Here is a 16,337-nt window from a genome sequence, read left to right on the forward strand (position 1 = left end):
GGACCAGGCGCGCGGGTTTTCCCGGGTAGCGGCTGCGCCTTACCCGGGCTACTTGCTGTGCCGTTTTTTTTGCCGGGTGGCGGCTGTGCCTTACCCGGCCTACACACTACATTATCGCGCGATTGTAGCCCCGGTAAGCGCAGCGCCACCGGGGAGCGGCGGAGTAATTACGCCAAAATGGCCTTGCAGATAGCCTCGCTAACCTGCTGCGTTGAGGCACTGCCTTTCATGTCCGGAGTTTTCGGTCCGCAGGCGATCGTCTGCTCAATCGCCGCCAGAATGCCATCGTGAGCGGCGTGGTAGCGCTCATCGCCGTTGCCGAGGAAATCGAGCATCATCGCCCCGGCCCAAACGGTGGCGATCGGGTTGGCGATATTTTTACCGTAAATATCCGGCGCCGACCCGTGAACCGGTTCGAACAGCGACGGGAAATTGCGCTCCGGATTGAGATTGGCCGACGGCGCAATGCCGATAGTGCCGGTACAGGCCGGGCCGAGATCGGAGAGAATATCGCCGAACAGGTTAGAACCCACTACCACGTCGAAACGCTCCGGCTGCAGCACGAAACGGGCACACAGGATATCGATATGCTGCTTGTCCCAGCGAATTTCGGGATAGTTTTTGGCCATCTCTTCCACCCGCTCATCCCAATAGGGCATGCTGATCGCCAGACCGTTGGATTTGGTTGCGGAGGTCAGCGTTTTGCGTGGGCGGCTTTTCGCCAGTTCGAAGGCGTAGCGCAGGATCCGGTCCACGCCGCGGCGGGTAAAGACCGACTCCTGAATTACCACTTCATGCTCGGTGCCTTCATTGGCGCGGCCGCCGAGGGCGGAATATTCGCCTTCGGTATTTTCACGCACCACGTAAAAATCAATATCGCCGGCCTTTTTACCCGCCAGCGGGCAGGGGACGCCGGGGAACAGGCGCACCGGGCGCAGGTTGACGTATTGATCGAACTCGCGGCGGAACTTCAGCAGCGACCCCCACAGCGAAATGTGGTCGGGAACGGTATCCGGCCAGCCGACGGCGCCGAAGTAGATAGCATCGAAGCCCTGCAGCTGCTCGCGCCAGTCGTCCGGCATCATCTTGCCATGATGGGCGTAATATTCGCAGCTTGCCCACTCCATCTGCTCGAAGCTCAGCGACAGATCCCAACGCTGTGCGGCGGCTTGCAGCACGCGAATCCCTTCAGGCAGAACTTCTTTGCCAATTCCGTCACCCGGGATGGCGGCAATACGACAGGTTTTTTTCATTCCGGTTCTCACTTTTTAACGATGATGTTTGACCACCTGCCTATCCTATAATTGACTGGTTCATAATTAATCACGCTAACTGGTGAAACATAAAACACAGATCATGAATAATCTGCCGCTGCTAAATGATTTACGCGTCTTTATGCTGGTCGCTCGCCGGGCCGGGTTCGCCGCCGCCGCCGAGGAGCTTGGCGTATCGCCGGCGTTCGTCAGCAAGCGGGTTTCGCTGCTGGAGCAAACCCTGAATGTGATGTTGCTGCACCGGACCACCCGTCGGGTCACCATTACCGAAGAGGGGGAGCGGATCTATGAATGGGCGCAGCGCATTTTGCAGGATGTCGATGAGATGATGGATGAGCTTTCCGACGTGCGCCAGGTGCCGCAGGGAACGCTGCGTATTATCAGTAGCTTCGGCTTTGGCCGTCGGGTTGTCGCCCCGGCGCTGTCGGCGCTGGCTCTCCAGTACCCGCAGCTGGAGCTGCGTTTCGATGTCCAGGACCGGCTGGTGGATTTAGTCAATGAAGGGGTGGATCTCGATATTCGCGTCGGCGACGATATCGCACCGAATCTGATTGCCCGCCAGCTGGCGGCCAATCACCGCGTACTCTGCGCCTCGCCGCAGTTCCTTGCCCGCCATGCGCCGCCGAAACAGCTGAGCGATCTGGCCGCGTTACCCTGCCTGGTGATTAAAGAGCGCGATCATCCGTTCGGCGTCTGGCAATTGCATAGCAAAGAGGGCCAGCACGCCATCAAGGTAACCGGGCCGCTCTCCTCCAACCATGGTGAAATTGTGCATCAGTGGTGTCTGGACGGGCAGGGGATTGCGCTCCGTTCGTGGTGGGACGTCCGGGAGAATATCGCCAGCGGACATCTGGTGCAGGTGCTGCCGGACTACTGGCAGCCGGCCAACGTCTGGGCGGTTTACGTCTCCCGGCTGGCGACGTCGGCCAAAATCCGCACCACCGTGGAGTTTCTGCGCCACTACTTTCAGCTGCACTATCCGCAGCATGAGCCGACGGCCAGCGCCGTCGGCAGAGGCGATTAAACCCCAAGGCGGTCGCGCAGGCTGTAGTAGGCGGCGCCCATGGCGGTAAAAGGAATGCGCAGGCTGCGGCCGCCCGGGAACGGGTAGTGCGGCAGTTTGGCGAAGGCGTCGAAACGCTCGGCGTCGCCGCGCAGCAGCTCTGAAATCAAGCGTCCGGCAAGGTGGGTACAGGTCACGCCGTGGCCGCTGTAGCCCTGCATGTAGTAAATATTGTTATCGAGACGCCCGAACTGCGGCATCCGCGACAGGGTTAGCAGGAAGTTGCCCGTCCAGCGGTAGTCAATCTTCACCCCCTGCAGCTGCGGGAAGGTTTTCAGCAGTTTCGGCATAATCAGCCGCTCCACGTCGTCCGGATCGCGCGCGCCGTAGACCACGCCGCCGCCGTACAGCAGACGGTTGTCGCCGGTCAGACGGTAGTAGTCCAGCAGGTAGTTACAGTCTTCCACACAGTAGTTTTTCGGGATCAGCGAGCGGGCGACCTCTTCCGACAGCGGAGCGGTAGTGACCACCTGGGTGCCGCACGGCATGCTGCGTTTCGCCAGCTCCGGCTCCAGTTTATCGCCGAGATAGGCGTTGCCGGCGACGATCACGTAGCGCGCGGTGACCTGGCCGCGCGCGGTGCTGACCACCGCCGGGCTGGTGTGCTGGATGCGGGTGACCGGCGACTGCTCATACACCCGGCCGCCGTTCAGGCGAATGGCATCCGCTTCGCCGATGGCAAGGTTCAGCGGGTGAATATGGCCGCCGCTGTGGTCGAGCAGGGCGCCGACGTAGCGGTCGCTGTCCACTTCGCGACGAATGGCCTCTCTGTCCAGCAGCTCCAGCTGGGTGTTGCCGTAGCGCTCCCAGTTGGCTTTCTGCTCTTCCAGGGTTTCCAGCTGTTTATGGTTCATCGCCACGAACAGGCCGCCCGGGCGGTAATCGCACTGGATCTGATACCGCTGGATGCGTTCGCGGATGATATCGCCGCCTTCGAACATCATGCTGCCGAGCATTTTTGCCGCATCCGGGCCGTAGTTCTTTTCAATGACGTCGATATCGCGGCTATAGGAGTTGACCAGCTGACCGCCGTTGCGGCCGCTGGCGCCGAAGCCGATGCGCGCCCCTTCCAGCACCACCACGTCGTAGCCCATTTCGGCCAGATGCAGGGCAGACGAGAGGCCGGTGTAGCCGCCGCCGACGACGCAGACGTCACAGTTGATGGATCCCTCCAGCGTCGGGAACGGTTCATACTTGTTGGCGCTGGCGGCATAGTAGCTAGTGGTATGTTCAGTCATGATCAAGACTCCAGGGCAATCCAGATGGTTTTCAGTTCGGTGAATTTTTCCAGTGCATGCAGCGATTTATCGCGCCCGTTGCCGCTCTGCTTGTAGCCGCCGAACGGAACGGTCATATCACCATCGTTATAGTTGTTGACGAAGACCGAGCCGGCCTTCAGGCGGCGGCTCATGCGGTGGGCGCGGGAGAGATCGCGGGTCCACACCGCGGCGCCCAAGCCGTAGTCGCTGTCATTGGCGAGCTTTAGCGCCTCTTCTTCGCTTTTGAAGCGGGTCACCACCAGCACCGGGCCGAAGATCTCTTCCCGGCTGAGGGTTGATGCCGGGTCGACGTCAACGAAAATGGTCGGGCCAACGGCGGCAGGCCACGGGTTTTTCCGTCCGTCGAGGAACAGCGTGTTTTTACTTTCGCCGCCGCGAATAAAGCTATGCACGTTGTCGGCATGGGTATTGTCAATCAGCATGCCCATGGTGGTGTCCGGATCGAGCGGGTTGCCCGGCTGCCAGTGTTGCGCCTCAGCTTTCAGCCGCGCCAGGAACTCGTCAGCGATGCTCTCCTCGAGCAGCAGACGGGTCCCGGCGATGCACACCTGTCCCTGGTTGTAGAAGATGCCGCCGGCGGTGGCGCTAACCGCTTGTTGCAGATCCGGGCAGTCGGCGAAGACAATGTTGGCGCTCTTGCCGCCCGCTTCCAGCCACACGCGCTTCATATTGCTGTCGCCGGCGTCTTTCAGCAGCTGCTTGCCGGTGCGGGTGGAGCCGGTGAAGGTGATGACTTCAACATCAGGATGCAGAGCCAGCGCCTGCCCGGCCTCGTGGCCAAAGCCGCTGACCACGTTCAACACGCCGTCCGGCAGGCCGGCCTCTTTCGCCAGCCCGGCCAGACGCAGGGCGGTAAGCGGCGATTTTTCCGAGGGTTTGAGGATTACGCTATTGCCCGCCGCCAGCGCCGGGCCGAGTTTCCAGCAGGCCAGCAGCAGCGGGAAGTTCCACGGCACCACCGCGGCGATCACGCCAATTGGTTCGCGAACGATCATCGCCAGCTCGTTGCTGCCGGTGGGGGCCACTTCGCCATAGACTTTATCCAGCGCTTCGGCATACCAGCGAATGGCGCGGGCGGCGCCGGGAATATCGTCGCGCAGGCTGTGGCGAATCGGTTTGCCGGTATCCAGCGTTTCCAGCAGCGCCAGCTCTTCACGATGGGCCTCCATCAGATCAGCAAAGCGAGTGAGGATCGCTTTACGCTGTGCGGGGGAGGCCTGCGACCAGTCGCCGTTATCAAAAGCCTGGCGCGCGGCTTTCACCGCCCGTTCGACGTCGGCTTTTTTACCGCGGGCGACCTGGGCTAATGTCTGCTGCGCGGCAGGGTCGATAGTCTCAAAGGTGGTATTATCGGCCGCGGCGCAATATTCGCCGTTAATAAATAAGTGTGTTTCAATGGCTAGGTTTTTCGCTTTTTCCTGCCAGTAAGCCAGGTGCTGAAAATTCATCATGACTCCTTAAAAACATTATCGGCAAAATAATCAGTGCGGCGTTTTCAGGCTGCACGGGGGCACTGCGCCGGGCGCAGGGCATAGCGTATCCCCGGAGTTGAATACCGTTTTATTCTCCTGAGTTTTGACAGGTTGTTTGCAACCCGAATTATTCAGGAGCGAGTCGCCATTCACTGGCGTTAATTATTTCAGGGCCAACAGGAAATAATATTCCGTACGGCGCAGACGTTATTACTACGAGTTCTTCGCCGCGACGAAAATAGATTTTCCGTCGCGACAGGCCTGAAGTAAGCCTGAACCTCGTTCAGGCGAAATAATCAGAATGTGGTGGGGGTGTGGGCACTGATGATGCGGCAGATGCCTGCCGAGGTGTTGCTGAAGCTGTGCGGAATGCCGGTATTAATGGCATAGCTCTGTCCAGCCACCAGGTGGTACGACTGACCGTTAATGGTCAGCACGATCTCACCTTCCAGTATGGTGCCTATCTCCTCACCCTGATGCTTAATCCTCTCCCCGGTCGTGGTTCCAGGCTGGTAAGTTTCAAAAATCATCGCCAGCGTACGGTTCGGATTTCCGTTATGAACCAGCTTCATGGAAACGCCCTGACTTCCCATCTCAATCAGGTCATCCTGATTAATGACCACCTGGGGTTCGTCCGGCTTTTCGGGTTCAGAAAAGAATTCCGAGAGCGACAGCCCATAGACTTTCAGCAGCTTTTGCAGCGTACTGATGGCAGGACTGACTTTATCCTGCTCTATGGTGCTGATGGCACTATGTGTTAACCCAGACAGTTCGGCGGCACGACGCTGTGAGAGACCCAGCTGTTGGCGGATCTCTGACAGACGTTTCCCTGGCGCCAGTCCGTCATCGCTCATATTTGCATTTCCTTAACGGTAGTGGTCAGCGCCGCCGCTTTTCAGCATGATGGCCCTGACAGGCGGTGATAAAACCATCAAACAACATACGCGACAGGGCGTATTCGCTACTGTTCCATTCTGGATGCCACTGTACGCCCAGCGCGAAAGGATGATCGTTCACGCTGACCGCTTCCACCAGTCCATCCGGCGCTCGCGCCTCCACGCGCAGCTGCGGACTGAGGGTTTTTGCCCCTTGCCCATGTAGCGAGTTTACCCAAAACGTGTTGCAGCCCGGTATCAATTGCGACAGCAATCCTCCTTCCTGAACCTCAACCTGATGGGACGGCGCATACTGCTGCTCGACGGGCAGTTCAGGATCTTCGCGATGTTCAAGGAGCTCAGGCTGCTCGAACAGACGACGATACAGAGTCCCGCCGGTGGCGACAACCAGTTCCTGCAGTCCACGACAGATGGCGAAAATGGGGATGCGCCTTTCGAGCGCGGCGTTAATCAGCGCCATGCTCAGAAGATCACGCCCGGGGTCGGCGTCAGGCTCATCGCCGTTTTCACCATAAAGGTGCGGCTGCACATTGCTGGGGCTGCCTGGCAGGTAGATCCCGTCCAGTTTATCAACGACCGCGTTCAGTAGCTCCGGCTCCGCCAGCGCATGCGGCAGGGCAATCGGCAGTCCGCCGGCGTTAACAATTGCATTCAGGTACTTTTCTTGCAAGGTCTGGGTCTGGTGACCCTTAAGCCTGTTTCTACACATCACGACGCCAATAACTGGCTTGTACATTATATTTTCCATGATCGCCCTCACAAAGTGGACTAAATTATGACCGCTATAGCGGGTTTAACGGCCATATCGTTCAATATTTTCTCAATCTAGCAGTGGAAATAGCCCTTTGCAAACTTAATTTAACATTTGACAAACAATTTATTTGCATACACAGTCGATGGGGTGGACATTATATTTAACGGTCTGAGTGCAGGACCGAAACCCAACCAACGGCGGTGAATCATGGAAACCAATATCGTAGAAGTTGAGAATTTTGTTCAGCAAACGGAAGAGAGACGGGTTAGCGCGTTCGCGAAAGAAGTGAAGCGCTACCTCGAAACCTACCCTGATACCCAGTATGTCGATGTCCTCCTCACTGACCTGAACGGCTGCTTCCGCGGCAAGCGCATCCCGGTTGCCGGCCTGAGCAAACTGGAGAAAGGCTGTTATTTCCCGGCCTCGGTGTTTGCGATGGATATTCTCGGCAATGTGGTGGAAGAGGCCGGTCTGGGCCAGGAGATGGGCGAGCCGGATCGCAGCTGCATCCCGGTACCCGGCACCTTAACCCCTTCGGCGGCTGACCCACAATCGATAGCCCAGGTACAGCTAACCATGGTTGATGAAGATGGCGCTCCCTTTGACGTTGAGCCGCGGAACGTACTCAACCGCCTCTGGCAGCAGTTGCGCCAGCGCGGGCTGTTCCCCGTGGTAGCGGTAGAGCTGGAGTTCTATTTACTGGACCGCAAACGCGATGCCGAAGGCTACCTGCAGCCGCCGTGTGCGCCGGGCACCGACGATCGCAACACCCAAAGCCAGGTCTATTCGGTCGATAACCTTAACCACTTCGCCGACGTGCTCAACGACATCGACGAGCTGGCCAAACTGCAGCTGATCCCCGCCGATGGCGCGGTGGCGGAAGCCTCGCCGGGCCAGTTTGAAATCAACCTTCACCATACCGATAACGTGCTGGACGCCTGCGATGATGCGCTGGCGTTAAAACGTCTCGTGCGTTTGATGGCGGAGAAGCATAAGATGCACGCCACTTTTATGGCGAAGCCTTATGAAGAGCATGCCGGCAGTGGGATGCATATCCACATCAGCATGCTGAACAATAAAGGGGAAAACGTGCTGGTGGACGGCGATGGGGAAGACTCTGCGCTGCTCAAACGCGCGCTGGCCGGGATGATCGATCTGATGCCGGCCTCGATGGCGCTGCTGGCGCCGAACGTGAACTCGTATCGCCGCTTCCAGCCGGGGATGTACGTCCCGACGCAGGCTTCGTGGGGGCATAACAACCGCACCGTCGCGCTGCGTATTCCTTGCGGCGAGCGGCAGAACCACCGCGTGGAGTATCGCGTCGCGGGGGCGGACGCCAACCCGTATCTGGTGATGGCGGCGATTTTTGCCGGCATTCTGCACGGGCTGGATAACCCCCAGCTGCCTTTACAGGAAGAGGTGGAAGGTAACGGTCTGGAACAAGAGGGCCTGCCGTTCCCGATCCGCCAGAGCGATGCGCTGTGGGAGTTTATGCAGAACGATCACTTGCGTGGGCGCCTCGGCGAGCGTTTCTGCCATGTTTTCCATGCCTGTAAGCATGATGAATTACTGCAGTTTGAGCGTCTTATCACAGAAACCGAAATTGAGTGGATGTTGAAAAACGCCTGATGGTCGCCCCGCGAGGGGCCCATAAGTTTGGTAATCAGTAGCATCATACGGCCTGAGCGGAGCCTGGCCGACGTTTTTGCTGGGAGCCCAGCCATTTCCCGGATGTCGCGTTAAGGAGCGCAGGCGGCAACGGGGCTTCAGTTAACGACACAGTGTGTGACGAGGAAATGAGATGATGCAGATGTTCAAATATCCGCAGGGAGAGGGAGGCCGCTCAGGCCGCATTGGATGCCAGCCAGCTACCGCTTACCGGTCCGTCTTACCCTTTTATCTACGCCTTACCCCTTTGCTAAGCAGGTTTGTCACGCGGACGTTGGGCCCGCAAACTGTTAACAGCAAGGGGGGGATGGGCGATGGCTATTAATCCTCCGGCGCATAACGCCGCTCAGGCGGGCAGACCGCGTCTGCGTAAATCCCTCAAACTCTGGCAAGTGGTGATGATGGGGCTGGCCTATCTGACGCCAATGACGGTGTTTGATACCTTCGGCATCGTCTCCGGCATCAGCAATGGCCACGTTCCGGCGTCTTATCTGCTGGCGCTGGCTGGCGTGCTGTTCACCGCCATCAGCTACGGCAAACTGGTGCGTCAGTTTCCGGAAGCCGGTTCCGCCTATACCTACGCGCAAAAATCCATCAGTCCGCACGTCGGCTTTATGGTTGGCTGGTCGTCGCTGCTGGATTATCTGTTTCTGCCGATGATCAACGTCCTGCTGGCGAAGATCTATCTCTCGGCCTTGTTCCCCGAAGTGCCGCCGTGGGTGTGGGTAGTGACCTTTGTCGCTATTCTGACCGCCGCGAACCTGAAAAGCGTTAACCTGGTGGCCAACTTCAATACCCTGTTCGTGCTGGTGCAGATTTCGATCATGGTGGTGTTTGTCATTCTGGTGGTGCAGGGGCTGCATAAAGGCGAGGGGGTGGGTACCGTCTGGTCGCTGCAGCCGTTTATCAGCCAGAATGCGCATCTGATCCCGATTATTACCGGCGCGACCATTGTCTGCTTCTCGTTTCTCGGCTTCGACGCGGTGACCACCCTGTCGGAAGAGACCCCTGACGCCGCGCGAGTGATCCCGAAGGCAATTTTTCTCACCGCGATGTACGGCGGCATTATCTTTATCGTCGCGTCGTTCTTTATGCAGCTGTTCTTCCCGGATATTCATCGCTTTAAAGACCCCGATGCCGCGCTGCCGGAGATTGCGCTGTACGTGGGCGGCAAGCTGTTCCAGTCGATTTTCCTGTGCACCACCTTTGTTAACACCCTGGCGTCCGGCCTGGCCTCCCATGCCAGCGTCTCCCGTCTGCTGTACGTGATGGGCCGCGACAACGTCTTCCCGGAGCGCATTTTTGGCTATGTGCATCCGAAATGGCGTACCCCGGCGCTGAACGTGATTATGGTGGGCATCGTTGCGCTGTCGGCGCTGTTCTTCGACCTGGTGACCGCCACCGCGTTGATTAATTTCGGCGCGCTGGTGGCCTTCACCTTCGTTAACCTGTCGGTGTTCAACCACTTCTGGCGGCGCAAGGGGTACAACAAAACCTGGAAGGATCGACTGCATTATCTGCTGCTGCCGATGGTCGGGGCGTTGACGGTCGGGGTATTGTGGATCAATCTCGAGGCCACCTCCCTGACGCTCGGCCTGGTGTGGGCGGCGCTTGGTCTGCTGTACCTGACTTATCTGACCCGACGCTTCCGCAAACCGCCGCCGCAGTTTGATGCCGCTAAAGCGGAGCAGGCCTGGGAGTCATAGGTTCTGAGGCATAAACTGAACGAAGGCAGGCCCGCAGGCCTGCCTTCGTTTTGGCTTCGGTAAGGGACAGTACAGGACGGTAAAGAAATCAGCAGAAAACGGTGGGGAACGGAAGGTATTATTTCTTCTTTTTATGGACAGGTAACTGACTGGCGCGCCGCTCTTTGAGGTACGACACCAGGCTGTAGATGGCGACGCCCAGCAGCGCCACCGCGACGATAAAGAGAATAAGACCCGACATAGACCAACCTAATATTCTGTTTGGAAAGGGAAAAAGATACAGGGCTCTGTGTGAAGATAACATCGGGATATGTCTGAAAGATGACGCCTCATCGCGAGAATATCCGGCGGCGGGGTTGTGATAAAATATTTCCCGCAGGGATGTGACCGCCTGGGTTTCACCTGAAATGGCGTAACACTCCGTTAAGTGATTTTACAGAAGTGCGGCCTACAGCGAGTTACGCTGACCGCGAATAAGAACGATCTGAGAGTCAGTCATGTATAAGAAAACCCTCAGCCTGCTGGGCGTAGCGTTGGCGCTGTCTGCCTTCGCCAGTCAGGCTGAAAGTGAACGTCAGGCGAGCCGCGAGCGGATCGTGGAGCAGGTCCTCAAGCCGTGTGAAGGCAAAAAGGCGGGCGATAAGGTGGTGATTACCGATCGCCGCGGCGGCGAGCACGAGGCGATCTGTACCCTGACGGCGGTTCCGCTACCGGAGTAGCGCCTGCCGCACGGTGCCGCTTATCGATACCGCGGCGCAGGCTGTCCGGTTCGCGCGCTGGTAAACAGCGCCACTCTGGACTGCTCAAAAGTCTCCCACAGTCCCAGGTCATGAACCGGTGGTAAGGTGACCTGTTCCCCCATCTCCAGCCCCCTGAGAGCGGCGTCAACCAGATCCTCGGTGGTCATTACCGTGCCGCTGGGCAGAGCGTCCAGCGCCACGCCGGAGGTCGGCCACAGATCGGTAGCGGTCGCCGCCGGCAATACCGCCTGAATACGCACGCCGCTGTCGGCAAACTCCTCCTGCAGGCCGCGGGTGAAGCTCAACACCCAGGCTTTGCTGGCGCTGTAGACTGCGCTGCCCGGCAGCGTATGCAGCGCGAGGATAGAGGCAATATTGATCAGCGTCCCCCGGCGTCGTGGGGTGAAAGCGGCCAGCGCGGCATAGCTCAGACGCAGCAGCGCGGTGGTGTTGAGCGTATGAATCGCCTGGTGCTCGCGTGGCGTACTGGCGAGAAAACCCGCCAATTTCGCGGTGCCGGCGTTGTTAATGAACAGGTCGATGGCGGGATCCTGCTGCAGACGCTGCTCTACGGCGGCAATCCCGTGCTCTTCGCTAAGATCGGCTTTGAGGATGCTTGCCTGGATGGCGTAGCGCGCCTGCAGCTGGTCGGCGAGCGCCTGCAGACGGTCTTCACGACGGGCGGCGAGGATCAGGTTGTAGCCGCGGGCGGCGAGTCGTTCGGCATAGATCGCGCCGATACCTGAGGACGCGCCGGTGATAAAAGCTGTGTGCGATGGTTGGGTCATGAGAAATGCCTCGTAAAAGGTTGCATTATTAAACCAAATTCAGCATGAGATATTAGGTTTAATAATGCAACCATTTTGCCAGGACTTTTTCATTTTTGCCTGTCGCGGGCAGCGTTTAGTCGTTCAGCGGGATAGCGATGGTGATGTCCGCCGGGGCCAGCTCACGGCCATCTGCCGCCTGCAGGACCAGCTTACGCAGGGGCTGGCGCTGCTGGCGGTCAATGAGCCGGGTCGCCGGTTCGTCAGGATCGAACAGATAGTCGTCTGCCCACTGGGAGAGGGCGACCAGCACCGTTTGCAGGGCACGGCCCTTATCGGTCAGGACATACTCCTGCCAGGCGCTGCCGTCGGAGGCCGGCTGCAGGCGCAGGATGCCTTCATCCACCAGCATTTTCAGCCGCCCGGCGAGCATGTTTTTGGCGATACCGAGGTTTTTCTGGAATTCGCTAAAACGGCGCACCCCGCGCAGAGCATCGCGGACGATCAGCAGCGACCACCAGTCGCCGATAACGTCGAGGGAGCGGGCGATAGGGCAACAGCTGTTTTCCAGACGGGTACGTTTCACGAAAGCCTCCAGGTTAATTGTTTCATTATAAAACTCTTTGCCTGGCAGGGGAAATTTTCGGCTACGGTCTAAGTTTGCGAGCGATTACCAGGAAAAATGTCATAAATCCGGCACAATTAACGCGATGATAATAAATGACTAAGGATGAAGGGATGAAAAAACGTCTACTTGCCGCCGCCGTTGCCGGCGCGGTGATGTTATCCGCTGGCGCTCAGGCGCAGGACACGGCCGCCCCGGAGGGGTATCAGCTGCAGCAGGTGCTGATCATGAGTCGTCACAACCTGCGTGCGCCGTTGGCCAATAACGGCAGCGTGCTGGAGCAGTCCACCGCCAAGGCCTGGCCGCAGTGGGATGTGCCGGGCGGCCAGCTGACCGCCAAAGGCGGTGTGCTGGAGGTGTATATGGGCCACTATATGCGCGAATGGCTGGCGCAGCAGAAGCTGGTGACCAGCGGCGAGTGCCCGCCGGAAAACGCGGTTTATGCCTACGCTAACAGCCTGCAGCGCACCGTCGCCACCGCGCAGTTCTTTATCACCGGCGCGTTCCCGGGCTGCGGCATCCCGGTGCATCACCAGCCTCAGATGGGCACCATGGACCCGACCTTCAACCCGGTTATTACCGACGACTCCCCGGCGTTTCGCGAGAAAGCGCTGCTGGCGATGGAAAAAGAGCGCCAGGGAATGCAGTTGACCGAGAGCTACAAGCTGCTGGAGACGATGATCGATTATCGCAACTCGCCCTCCTGCAAAGAGAAGAAGGTCTGTTCCCTGAGCGAGGGTAAAGATACCTTTAGCGCCGGTTATCAGCAGGAGCCGGGAGTGTCCGGACCGTTGAAGGTGGGCAACTCGCTGGTAGACGCCTTCACCCTGCAATATTATGAAGGCTTCCCGAAAGATCAGGTGGCGTGGGGGGAGATCGCCAGCGATAAGCAGTGGCAAGTGCTGTCGAAGCTGAAAAATGGCTATCAGGATAGTCTGTTTACCTCGGTGGCGGTGGCGCAAAACGTCGCCAAACCGCTGGTTAAATATATCGATAACGCGCTGGTGGGCGAGGGAGCCAGCAAGGCGAAAGTCACGCTGCTGGTGGGACACGACTCGAATATCGCTTCGCTGCTCACCGCCCTGGACTTTAAGCCCTATCAACTTCCCGGCCAGTATGAGCGCACTCCTATCGGCGGCAAACTGCTGTTTCAGCGCTGGCATGACAGCGCCGGCAATCGCGATCTGATGAAGATTGAGTATGTCTATCAAAGTACCGAGCAACTGCGTAACGCCGACGCGTTAACCCTGCAGGCCCCGCCGCAGCGGGTCACTCTGGCGCTTAACGGCTGTCCGGTTGATGACCAGGGATTCTGCCCGCTGGAGACCTTTAAAAAGGTGATCAACGAGGCGGCGAAATAACGAAAAAAACCCGGAGCACTCCGGGTTTTTTTAGCAGGTTAGGGTGAGCCCAGGTGGGGATAAACCTCCTAGACGTTTTTACGCTCAATCGTCTGTTCGCCCCAGAACAGGCTGTCTTTATCGGTTTTGGCAAAGGCCAGCGCCAGCACTTCGTCGCTGCCTTCCTCCCAGATTTGCTCCGCCAGTTTCTCATCGTAGTGGGCGACTTCGAAAATCGCCTCGGCAATTTCCGGTGAGGTGTTACGTAAACTTGCCCATTCGCCGACGCGATGTGCTTTTGCTTCTTGAGTTGGCATAGTGCTCCTCCTGCAGAAGATTAGCCGTGCAGTTTAACGGCCAGTTTGGCGACATGTTCACCCTGATAGCGGGCGATGGCTAACTCTTCCTCGCTCGGCTGCCGCGAGCCGTCGCCGCCGGCGATGGTGGTTGCGCCATAAGGGGTACCGCCGCGTACCTGGGAGATATCGAATAGCTCCTGGGCGCCATAGCCGATCGGGACGATGATCATGCCGTGGTGGGCCAGCGTCGTCCAGGTCGAGGTAATGGTTTGTTCCTGGCCGCCGCCGGTACCGGTTGAGCTAAATACGCTGGCGATTTTGCCATACAGAGCGCCGGACGCCCACAGACCGCCGGTTTGATCGAGGAAAGTACGCATCTGACCGGACATGTTGCCGAAGCGCGTCGGGGTACCAAAGATGATGGCGTCATACTCTGCCAGCTCCTGCGGCGTGGCGACGGGCGCGTTTTGCGTTTTCCCGCCTGCTTTGGCGAATGCTTCAGCCTGCATGGTTTCCGGCACGCGCTTCACAACCACCTCAACGCCGTCCACCCGGTTCGCCCCATCGGCGACGGCATGAGCCATGGTTTCAATGTGTCCATACATGGAATAATAAAGCACCAGAATTTTAGCCATTTCCATCACTCCTCGGTTGCATTATAAGCCAGCAAAATAGCTGGTACCTTTAAAGATAAAGCCTCCGCCGGAGAGTGCAAATCCAACGGGCATTTATTTGATTTATAACAAAATGACAAAGCGTTATTTACTTTTCCTTGCACCGCGCGGCCTGAAAGGAAGTGAAGGAGGAAGCGTTGCGCCTGCTATTTTGGCCGCTGCGGCGAGGATGTAGCATCAGGATACATTTTTGCTGACTATTTTTTCTTCGCCAGCAGAGTCGGTTAGGAGCTGTTCGCGGCGCGAGGAAGCTTTTTTCGCCCGGCTTTGTTTCTGGATATTACATTCGCCGCCGTCAGCCGCAGTCATTCACTAACCTTATAGATACGCGGCAGGACAGCGGCGTCGCCGCTCCCGCGTAATGCACTATGATGTCTAACCTAATGGAGGTCAGTAATGGCAAACCATCGTGGCGGTTCCGGCAACTTTGCTGAAGACCGTGAAAGAGCATCAGAAGCAGGACGTAAAGGTGGCCAGCATAGCGGGGGGAATTTTAAAAATGACCCTCAGCGCGCCTCAGAGGCTGGCAAAAAAGGGGGTAAAAACAGTCATGGTAGTCGTGAAAGTTAACGCGCGACTCGCACTGTTCTCTTTGATGCGGTGTTAATCTCCCCGACCCAACCGCATCGCCCTCGCCGCCGGCATCTGCCGGCGGTTTTTTTATCTGTCGGTGGTTGCGCTCCCGCCGGGCGGATTGCACACTGGTCGCCCGTTAATCGTCATGGCTGTCTTATGTCTTCGTTAAAATTCTCCGTTAGCCGCCAGGAAGCGCTCCTTATCATGATCACCATGTTCTGGGGAGGGACGTTCCTTGCCGTACAGTACGCGGTGAGCCTCAGCGGGCCGCTGTTTTTTGTCGGTTTGGGTTTCGCGACCGCCGCGCTGGCGGTGGGCCTGCTTTCGCTGCGCACTCTGCGCGGTCTGACGTGGCTGGAGGTGAAGGCCGGGGTAGCGATTGGCGTGGCGATTGCGCTGGGGTATGGCCTGCAGACCTGGGGACTACAGACCATCTCCAGCAGTAAATCTGCCTTTATCACCGCGATGTATGTACCGCTGGTGCCGCTGCTGCAGTGGCTGTGCCTGGGACGTATGCCGGGGGTGATGTCCTGCGTGGGGATTGTGCTGGCCTTTATTGGTTTAATTCTGCTGGCCGGGCCGGAAAATAATCTGCTGGCGCTTGGCGTGGGGGAGATGATCACTCTGGCAAGCGCGGTGGCGATCGCGGCGGAGATTATCCTTATCAGCGCCTGGGCCGGAAAAGTCGATGTCCGCCGGGTGACGGTGGTGCAGCTGGCGACCGCGTCGCTGGTGGCTTTCGCCGCCATGAAGCCGGCGGGTGAATCGGTGCCGTCGTTGACGCCGGCCCTGCTCGGCGTCGCACTGGGGCTGGGGATTTTCAGCGCGATCATTCAGGTGACCATGAACTGGGCGCAGCGCAGCGTCTCGCCGACGCGGGCCACCCTTATTTATACCGGTGAACCGGTATGGGCCGGTATTTTTGGCCGGCTGGCCGGTGAGCGTCTGCCGCTGCTGGCCCTGCTCGGCTGCGTTTTGATCCTCGCGGGGGTGCTGGTGAGCGAGCTGAAGTGGAAGCGCAAGTCGCCGCCGCAGGTTTCCACAAACGACGATGCGCAGCCGCTCACGGACCTGGCCGATCGCCGCGAGCCATAATATTTTCCTTCTGACCCGACAGCGGCGCTTATCCTGGCTGGTACTCGTCCGGCTCTGATTGTCTCCAGGCCCGCGCAAGCGCAGCGCCGCCGGGCGATGGCTCTAGGC

General features: G+C 58.5%; 18 protein-coding genes. 7 read left to right on the plus strand and 11 right to left on the minus strand.

Annotation, left to right across the window (positions count from 1 at the left end):
- Positions 1-167: 167 nt before the first annotated feature.
- Positions 168-1,253, minus strand: a complete 1,086-nt coding sequence (locus tag KHQ23_RS10595) for a tartrate dehydrogenase (protein WP_004191031.1) — start codon at positions 1,251-1,253, stop codon at positions 168-170.
- A gap of 82 nt (positions 1,254-1,335) precedes the next feature.
- Here KHQ23_RS10595 and KHQ23_RS10600 point away from each other — a divergent pair, with 82 nt between their 5' ends.
- Positions 1,336-2,298 (plus strand): LysR substrate-binding domain-containing protein, encoded by a 963-nt coding sequence (locus KHQ23_RS10600; RefSeq protein ID WP_004221441.1) that lies wholly within the window; start codon positions 1,336-1,338, stop codon positions 2,296-2,298.
- Here KHQ23_RS10600 and KHQ23_RS10605 read toward each other — a convergent pair.
- From KHQ23_RS10605 to puuD, 4 genes are all read right to left on the minus strand, one after another.
- On the minus strand, positions 2,295-3,575 hold the full coding sequence (locus KHQ23_RS10605) for an FAD-binding oxidoreductase (protein WP_002898585.1): 1,281 nt from the start codon (positions 3,573-3,575) through the stop codon (positions 2,295-2,297). The genes KHQ23_RS10600 and KHQ23_RS10605 overlap by 4 nt on opposite strands.
- Before the next feature lie 2 nt (positions 3,576-3,577).
- Positions 3,578-5,065, minus strand: coding sequence for an aldehyde dehydrogenase PuuC (gene puuC, locus KHQ23_RS10610; RefSeq protein ID WP_073553328.1), 1,488 nt, complete (start codon positions 5,063-5,065; stop codon positions 3,578-3,580).
- Between the two features lie 320 nt (positions 5,066-5,385).
- Entirely contained in the window at positions 5,386-5,943 is a 558-nt protein-coding gene (puuR, locus tag KHQ23_RS10615; RefSeq protein WP_002898590.1) for an HTH-type transcriptional regulator PuuR, read from the minus strand.
- Between the two features lie 25 nt (positions 5,944-5,968).
- Complete coding sequence (gene puuD / locus KHQ23_RS10620) at positions 5,969-6,721, minus strand: gamma-glutamyl-gamma-aminobutyrate hydrolase (RefSeq protein ID WP_020802183.1); 753 nt, start codon at positions 6,719-6,721, stop codon at positions 5,969-5,971.
- Positions 6,722-6,946: 225 nt separating this feature from the next.
- Here puuD and KHQ23_RS10625 point away from each other — a divergent pair, with 225 nt between their 5' ends.
- A complete protein-coding gene (locus tag KHQ23_RS10625) occupies positions 6,947-8,368 on the plus strand; it encodes a glutamine synthetase family protein (protein ID WP_211776949.1) in 1,422 nt (473 codons plus the stop codon).
- A gap of 353 nt (positions 8,369-8,721) precedes the next feature.
- Positions 8,722-10,113, plus strand: a complete 1,392-nt coding sequence (locus KHQ23_RS10630; RefSeq protein ID WP_004141463.1) for an APC family permease — start codon at positions 8,722-8,724, stop codon at positions 10,111-10,113.
- Positions 10,114-10,231: 118 nt separating this feature from the next.
- On the opposite strand, the gene KHQ23_RS10635 is transcribed toward KHQ23_RS10630, so the two are convergent.
- Positions 10,232-10,354: a small membrane protein gene (locus tag KHQ23_RS10635; RefSeq protein WP_002898600.1), complete on the minus strand. Its 123-nt coding sequence runs from the start codon at positions 10,352-10,354 to the stop codon at positions 10,232-10,234.
- A gap of 256 nt (positions 10,355-10,610) precedes the next feature.
- On the opposite strand from KHQ23_RS10635, the gene KHQ23_RS10640 reads away from it, so the two are divergent.
- On the plus strand, positions 10,611-10,832 hold the full coding sequence (locus KHQ23_RS10640; protein WP_002898602.1) for a hypothetical protein: 222 nt from the start codon (positions 10,611-10,613) through the stop codon (positions 10,830-10,832).
- A gap of 20 nt (positions 10,833-10,852) precedes the next feature.
- Here the strand turns inward: KHQ23_RS10640 and KHQ23_RS10645 are convergent, their stop codons facing one another.
- Both KHQ23_RS10645 and KHQ23_RS10650 read right to left on the minus strand, forming a co-directional pair.
- Positions 10,853-11,641, minus strand: a complete 789-nt coding sequence (locus tag KHQ23_RS10645; RefSeq protein ID WP_004214503.1) for an SDR family oxidoreductase — start codon at positions 11,639-11,641, stop codon at positions 10,853-10,855.
- Between the two features lie 115 nt (positions 11,642-11,756).
- The gene (locus tag KHQ23_RS10650; RefSeq protein ID WP_004141456.1) at positions 11,757-12,206 is read right to left on the minus strand and encodes a helix-turn-helix domain-containing protein; all 450 of its coding nucleotides are present in this window, start codon (positions 12,204-12,206) and stop codon (positions 11,757-11,759) included.
- Positions 12,207-12,358: 152 nt separating this feature from the next.
- Between KHQ23_RS10650 and agp the strand changes: the two genes are divergently transcribed.
- Positions 12,359-13,606, plus strand: coding sequence for a bifunctional glucose-1-phosphatase/inositol phosphatase (agp, locus tag KHQ23_RS10655; protein WP_032434252.1), 1,248 nt, complete (start codon positions 12,359-12,361; stop codon positions 13,604-13,606).
- Positions 13,607-13,674: 68 nt separating this feature from the next.
- On the opposite strand, the gene KHQ23_RS10660 is transcribed toward agp, so the two are convergent.
- The 3 genes from KHQ23_RS10660 to KHQ23_RS10670 form a co-directional block, all read right to left on the minus strand.
- Complete coding sequence (locus tag KHQ23_RS10660) at positions 13,675-13,902, minus strand: YccJ family protein (protein ID WP_002898701.1); 228 nt, start codon at positions 13,900-13,902, stop codon at positions 13,675-13,677.
- 20 nt (positions 13,903-13,922) lie between these two features.
- Positions 13,923-14,519 carry an NAD(P)H:quinone oxidoreductase gene (wrbA, locus tag KHQ23_RS10665; RefSeq protein ID WP_002898704.1) on the minus strand — a complete coding sequence of 199 codons (597 nt, stop codon included), beginning with the start codon at positions 14,517-14,519 and terminating at the stop codon, positions 13,923-13,925.
- Positions 14,520-14,735: 216 nt separating this feature from the next.
- Positions 14,736-14,867, minus strand: a complete 132-nt coding sequence (locus KHQ23_RS10670; RefSeq protein ID WP_004224058.1) for a hypothetical protein — start codon at positions 14,865-14,867, stop codon at positions 14,736-14,738.
- Between the two features lie 87 nt (positions 14,868-14,954).
- On the opposite strand from KHQ23_RS10670, the gene KHQ23_RS10675 reads away from it, so the two are divergent.
- The gene (locus KHQ23_RS10675; protein WP_002898708.1) at positions 14,955-15,128 is read left to right on the plus strand and encodes a general stress protein; all 174 of its coding nucleotides are present in this window, start codon (positions 14,955-14,957) and stop codon (positions 15,126-15,128) included.
- 162 nt (positions 15,129-15,290) lie between these two features.
- Positions 15,291-16,229 carry a DMT family transporter gene (locus KHQ23_RS10680; protein WP_032434299.1) on the plus strand — a complete coding sequence of 313 codons (939 nt, stop codon included), beginning with the start codon at positions 15,291-15,293 and terminating at the stop codon, positions 16,227-16,229.
- Positions 16,230-16,337: the final 108 nt, after the last annotated feature.

Origin of the sequence: Klebsiella sp. 64, from assembly GCF_018223915.1 — a bacterium.
Classification (GTDB): domain Bacteria; phylum Pseudomonadota; class Gammaproteobacteria; order Enterobacterales; family Enterobacteriaceae; genus Klebsiella; species Klebsiella pneumoniae.

Bases quoted from the DNA above. Each gene is read 5' to 3' on its own strand.
- puuC (WP_073553328.1), bottom strand. From the start codon at position 5,065: ATGAATTTTCAGCACCTGGCTTACTGGCAGGAAAAAGCGAAAAACCTA.
- KHQ23_RS10595 (WP_004191031.1), bottom strand. From the start codon at position 1,253: ATGAAAAAAACCTGTCGTATTGCCGCCATCCCGGGTGACGGAATTGGC.
- KHQ23_RS10670 (WP_004224058.1), bottom strand. From the start codon at position 14,867: ATGACTGCGGCTGACGGCGGCGAATGTAATATCCAGAAACAAAGCCGG.
- puuR (WP_002898590.1), bottom strand. From the start codon at position 5,943: ATGAGCGATGACGGACTGGCGCCAGGGAAACGTCTGTCAGAGATCCGC.
- KHQ23_RS10635 (WP_002898600.1), bottom strand. From the start codon at position 10,354: ATGTCGGGTCTTATTCTCTTTATCGTCGCGGTGGCGCTGCTGGGCGTC.
- KHQ23_RS10640 (WP_002898602.1), top strand. From the start codon at position 10,611: ATGTATAAGAAAACCCTCAGCCTGCTGGGCGTAGCGTTGGCGCTGTCT.
- KHQ23_RS10625 (WP_211776949.1), top strand. From the start codon at position 6,947: ATGGAAACCAATATCGTAGAAGTTGAGAATTTTGTTCAGCAAACGGAA.
- KHQ23_RS10675 (WP_002898708.1), top strand. From the start codon at position 14,955: ATGGCAAACCATCGTGGCGGTTCCGGCAACTTTGCTGAAGACCGTGAA.
- KHQ23_RS10645 (WP_004214503.1), bottom strand. From the start codon at position 11,641: ATGACCCAACCATCGCACACAGCTTTTATCACCGGCGCGTCCTCAGGT.
- KHQ23_RS10630 (WP_004141463.1), top strand. From the start codon at position 8,722: ATGGCTATTAATCCTCCGGCGCATAACGCCGCTCAGGCGGGCAGACCG.
- KHQ23_RS10680 (WP_032434299.1), top strand. From the start codon at position 15,291: ATGTCTTCGTTAAAATTCTCCGTTAGCCGCCAGGAAGCGCTCCTTATC.
- agp (WP_032434252.1), top strand. From the start codon at position 12,359: ATGAAAAAACGTCTACTTGCCGCCGCCGTTGCCGGCGCGGTGATGTTA.
- wrbA (WP_002898704.1), bottom strand. From the start codon at position 14,519: ATGGCTAAAATTCTGGTGCTTTATTATTCCATGTATGGACACATTGAA.
- KHQ23_RS10660 (WP_002898701.1), bottom strand. From the start codon at position 13,902: ATGCCAACTCAAGAAGCAAAAGCACATCGCGTCGGCGAATGGGCAAGT.
- puuD (WP_020802183.1), bottom strand. From the start codon at position 6,721: ATGTACAAGCCAGTTATTGGCGTCGTGATGTGTAGAAACAGGCTTAAG.
- KHQ23_RS10605 (WP_002898585.1), bottom strand. From the start codon at position 3,575: ATGACTGAACATACCACTAGCTACTATGCCGCCAGCGCCAACAAGTAT.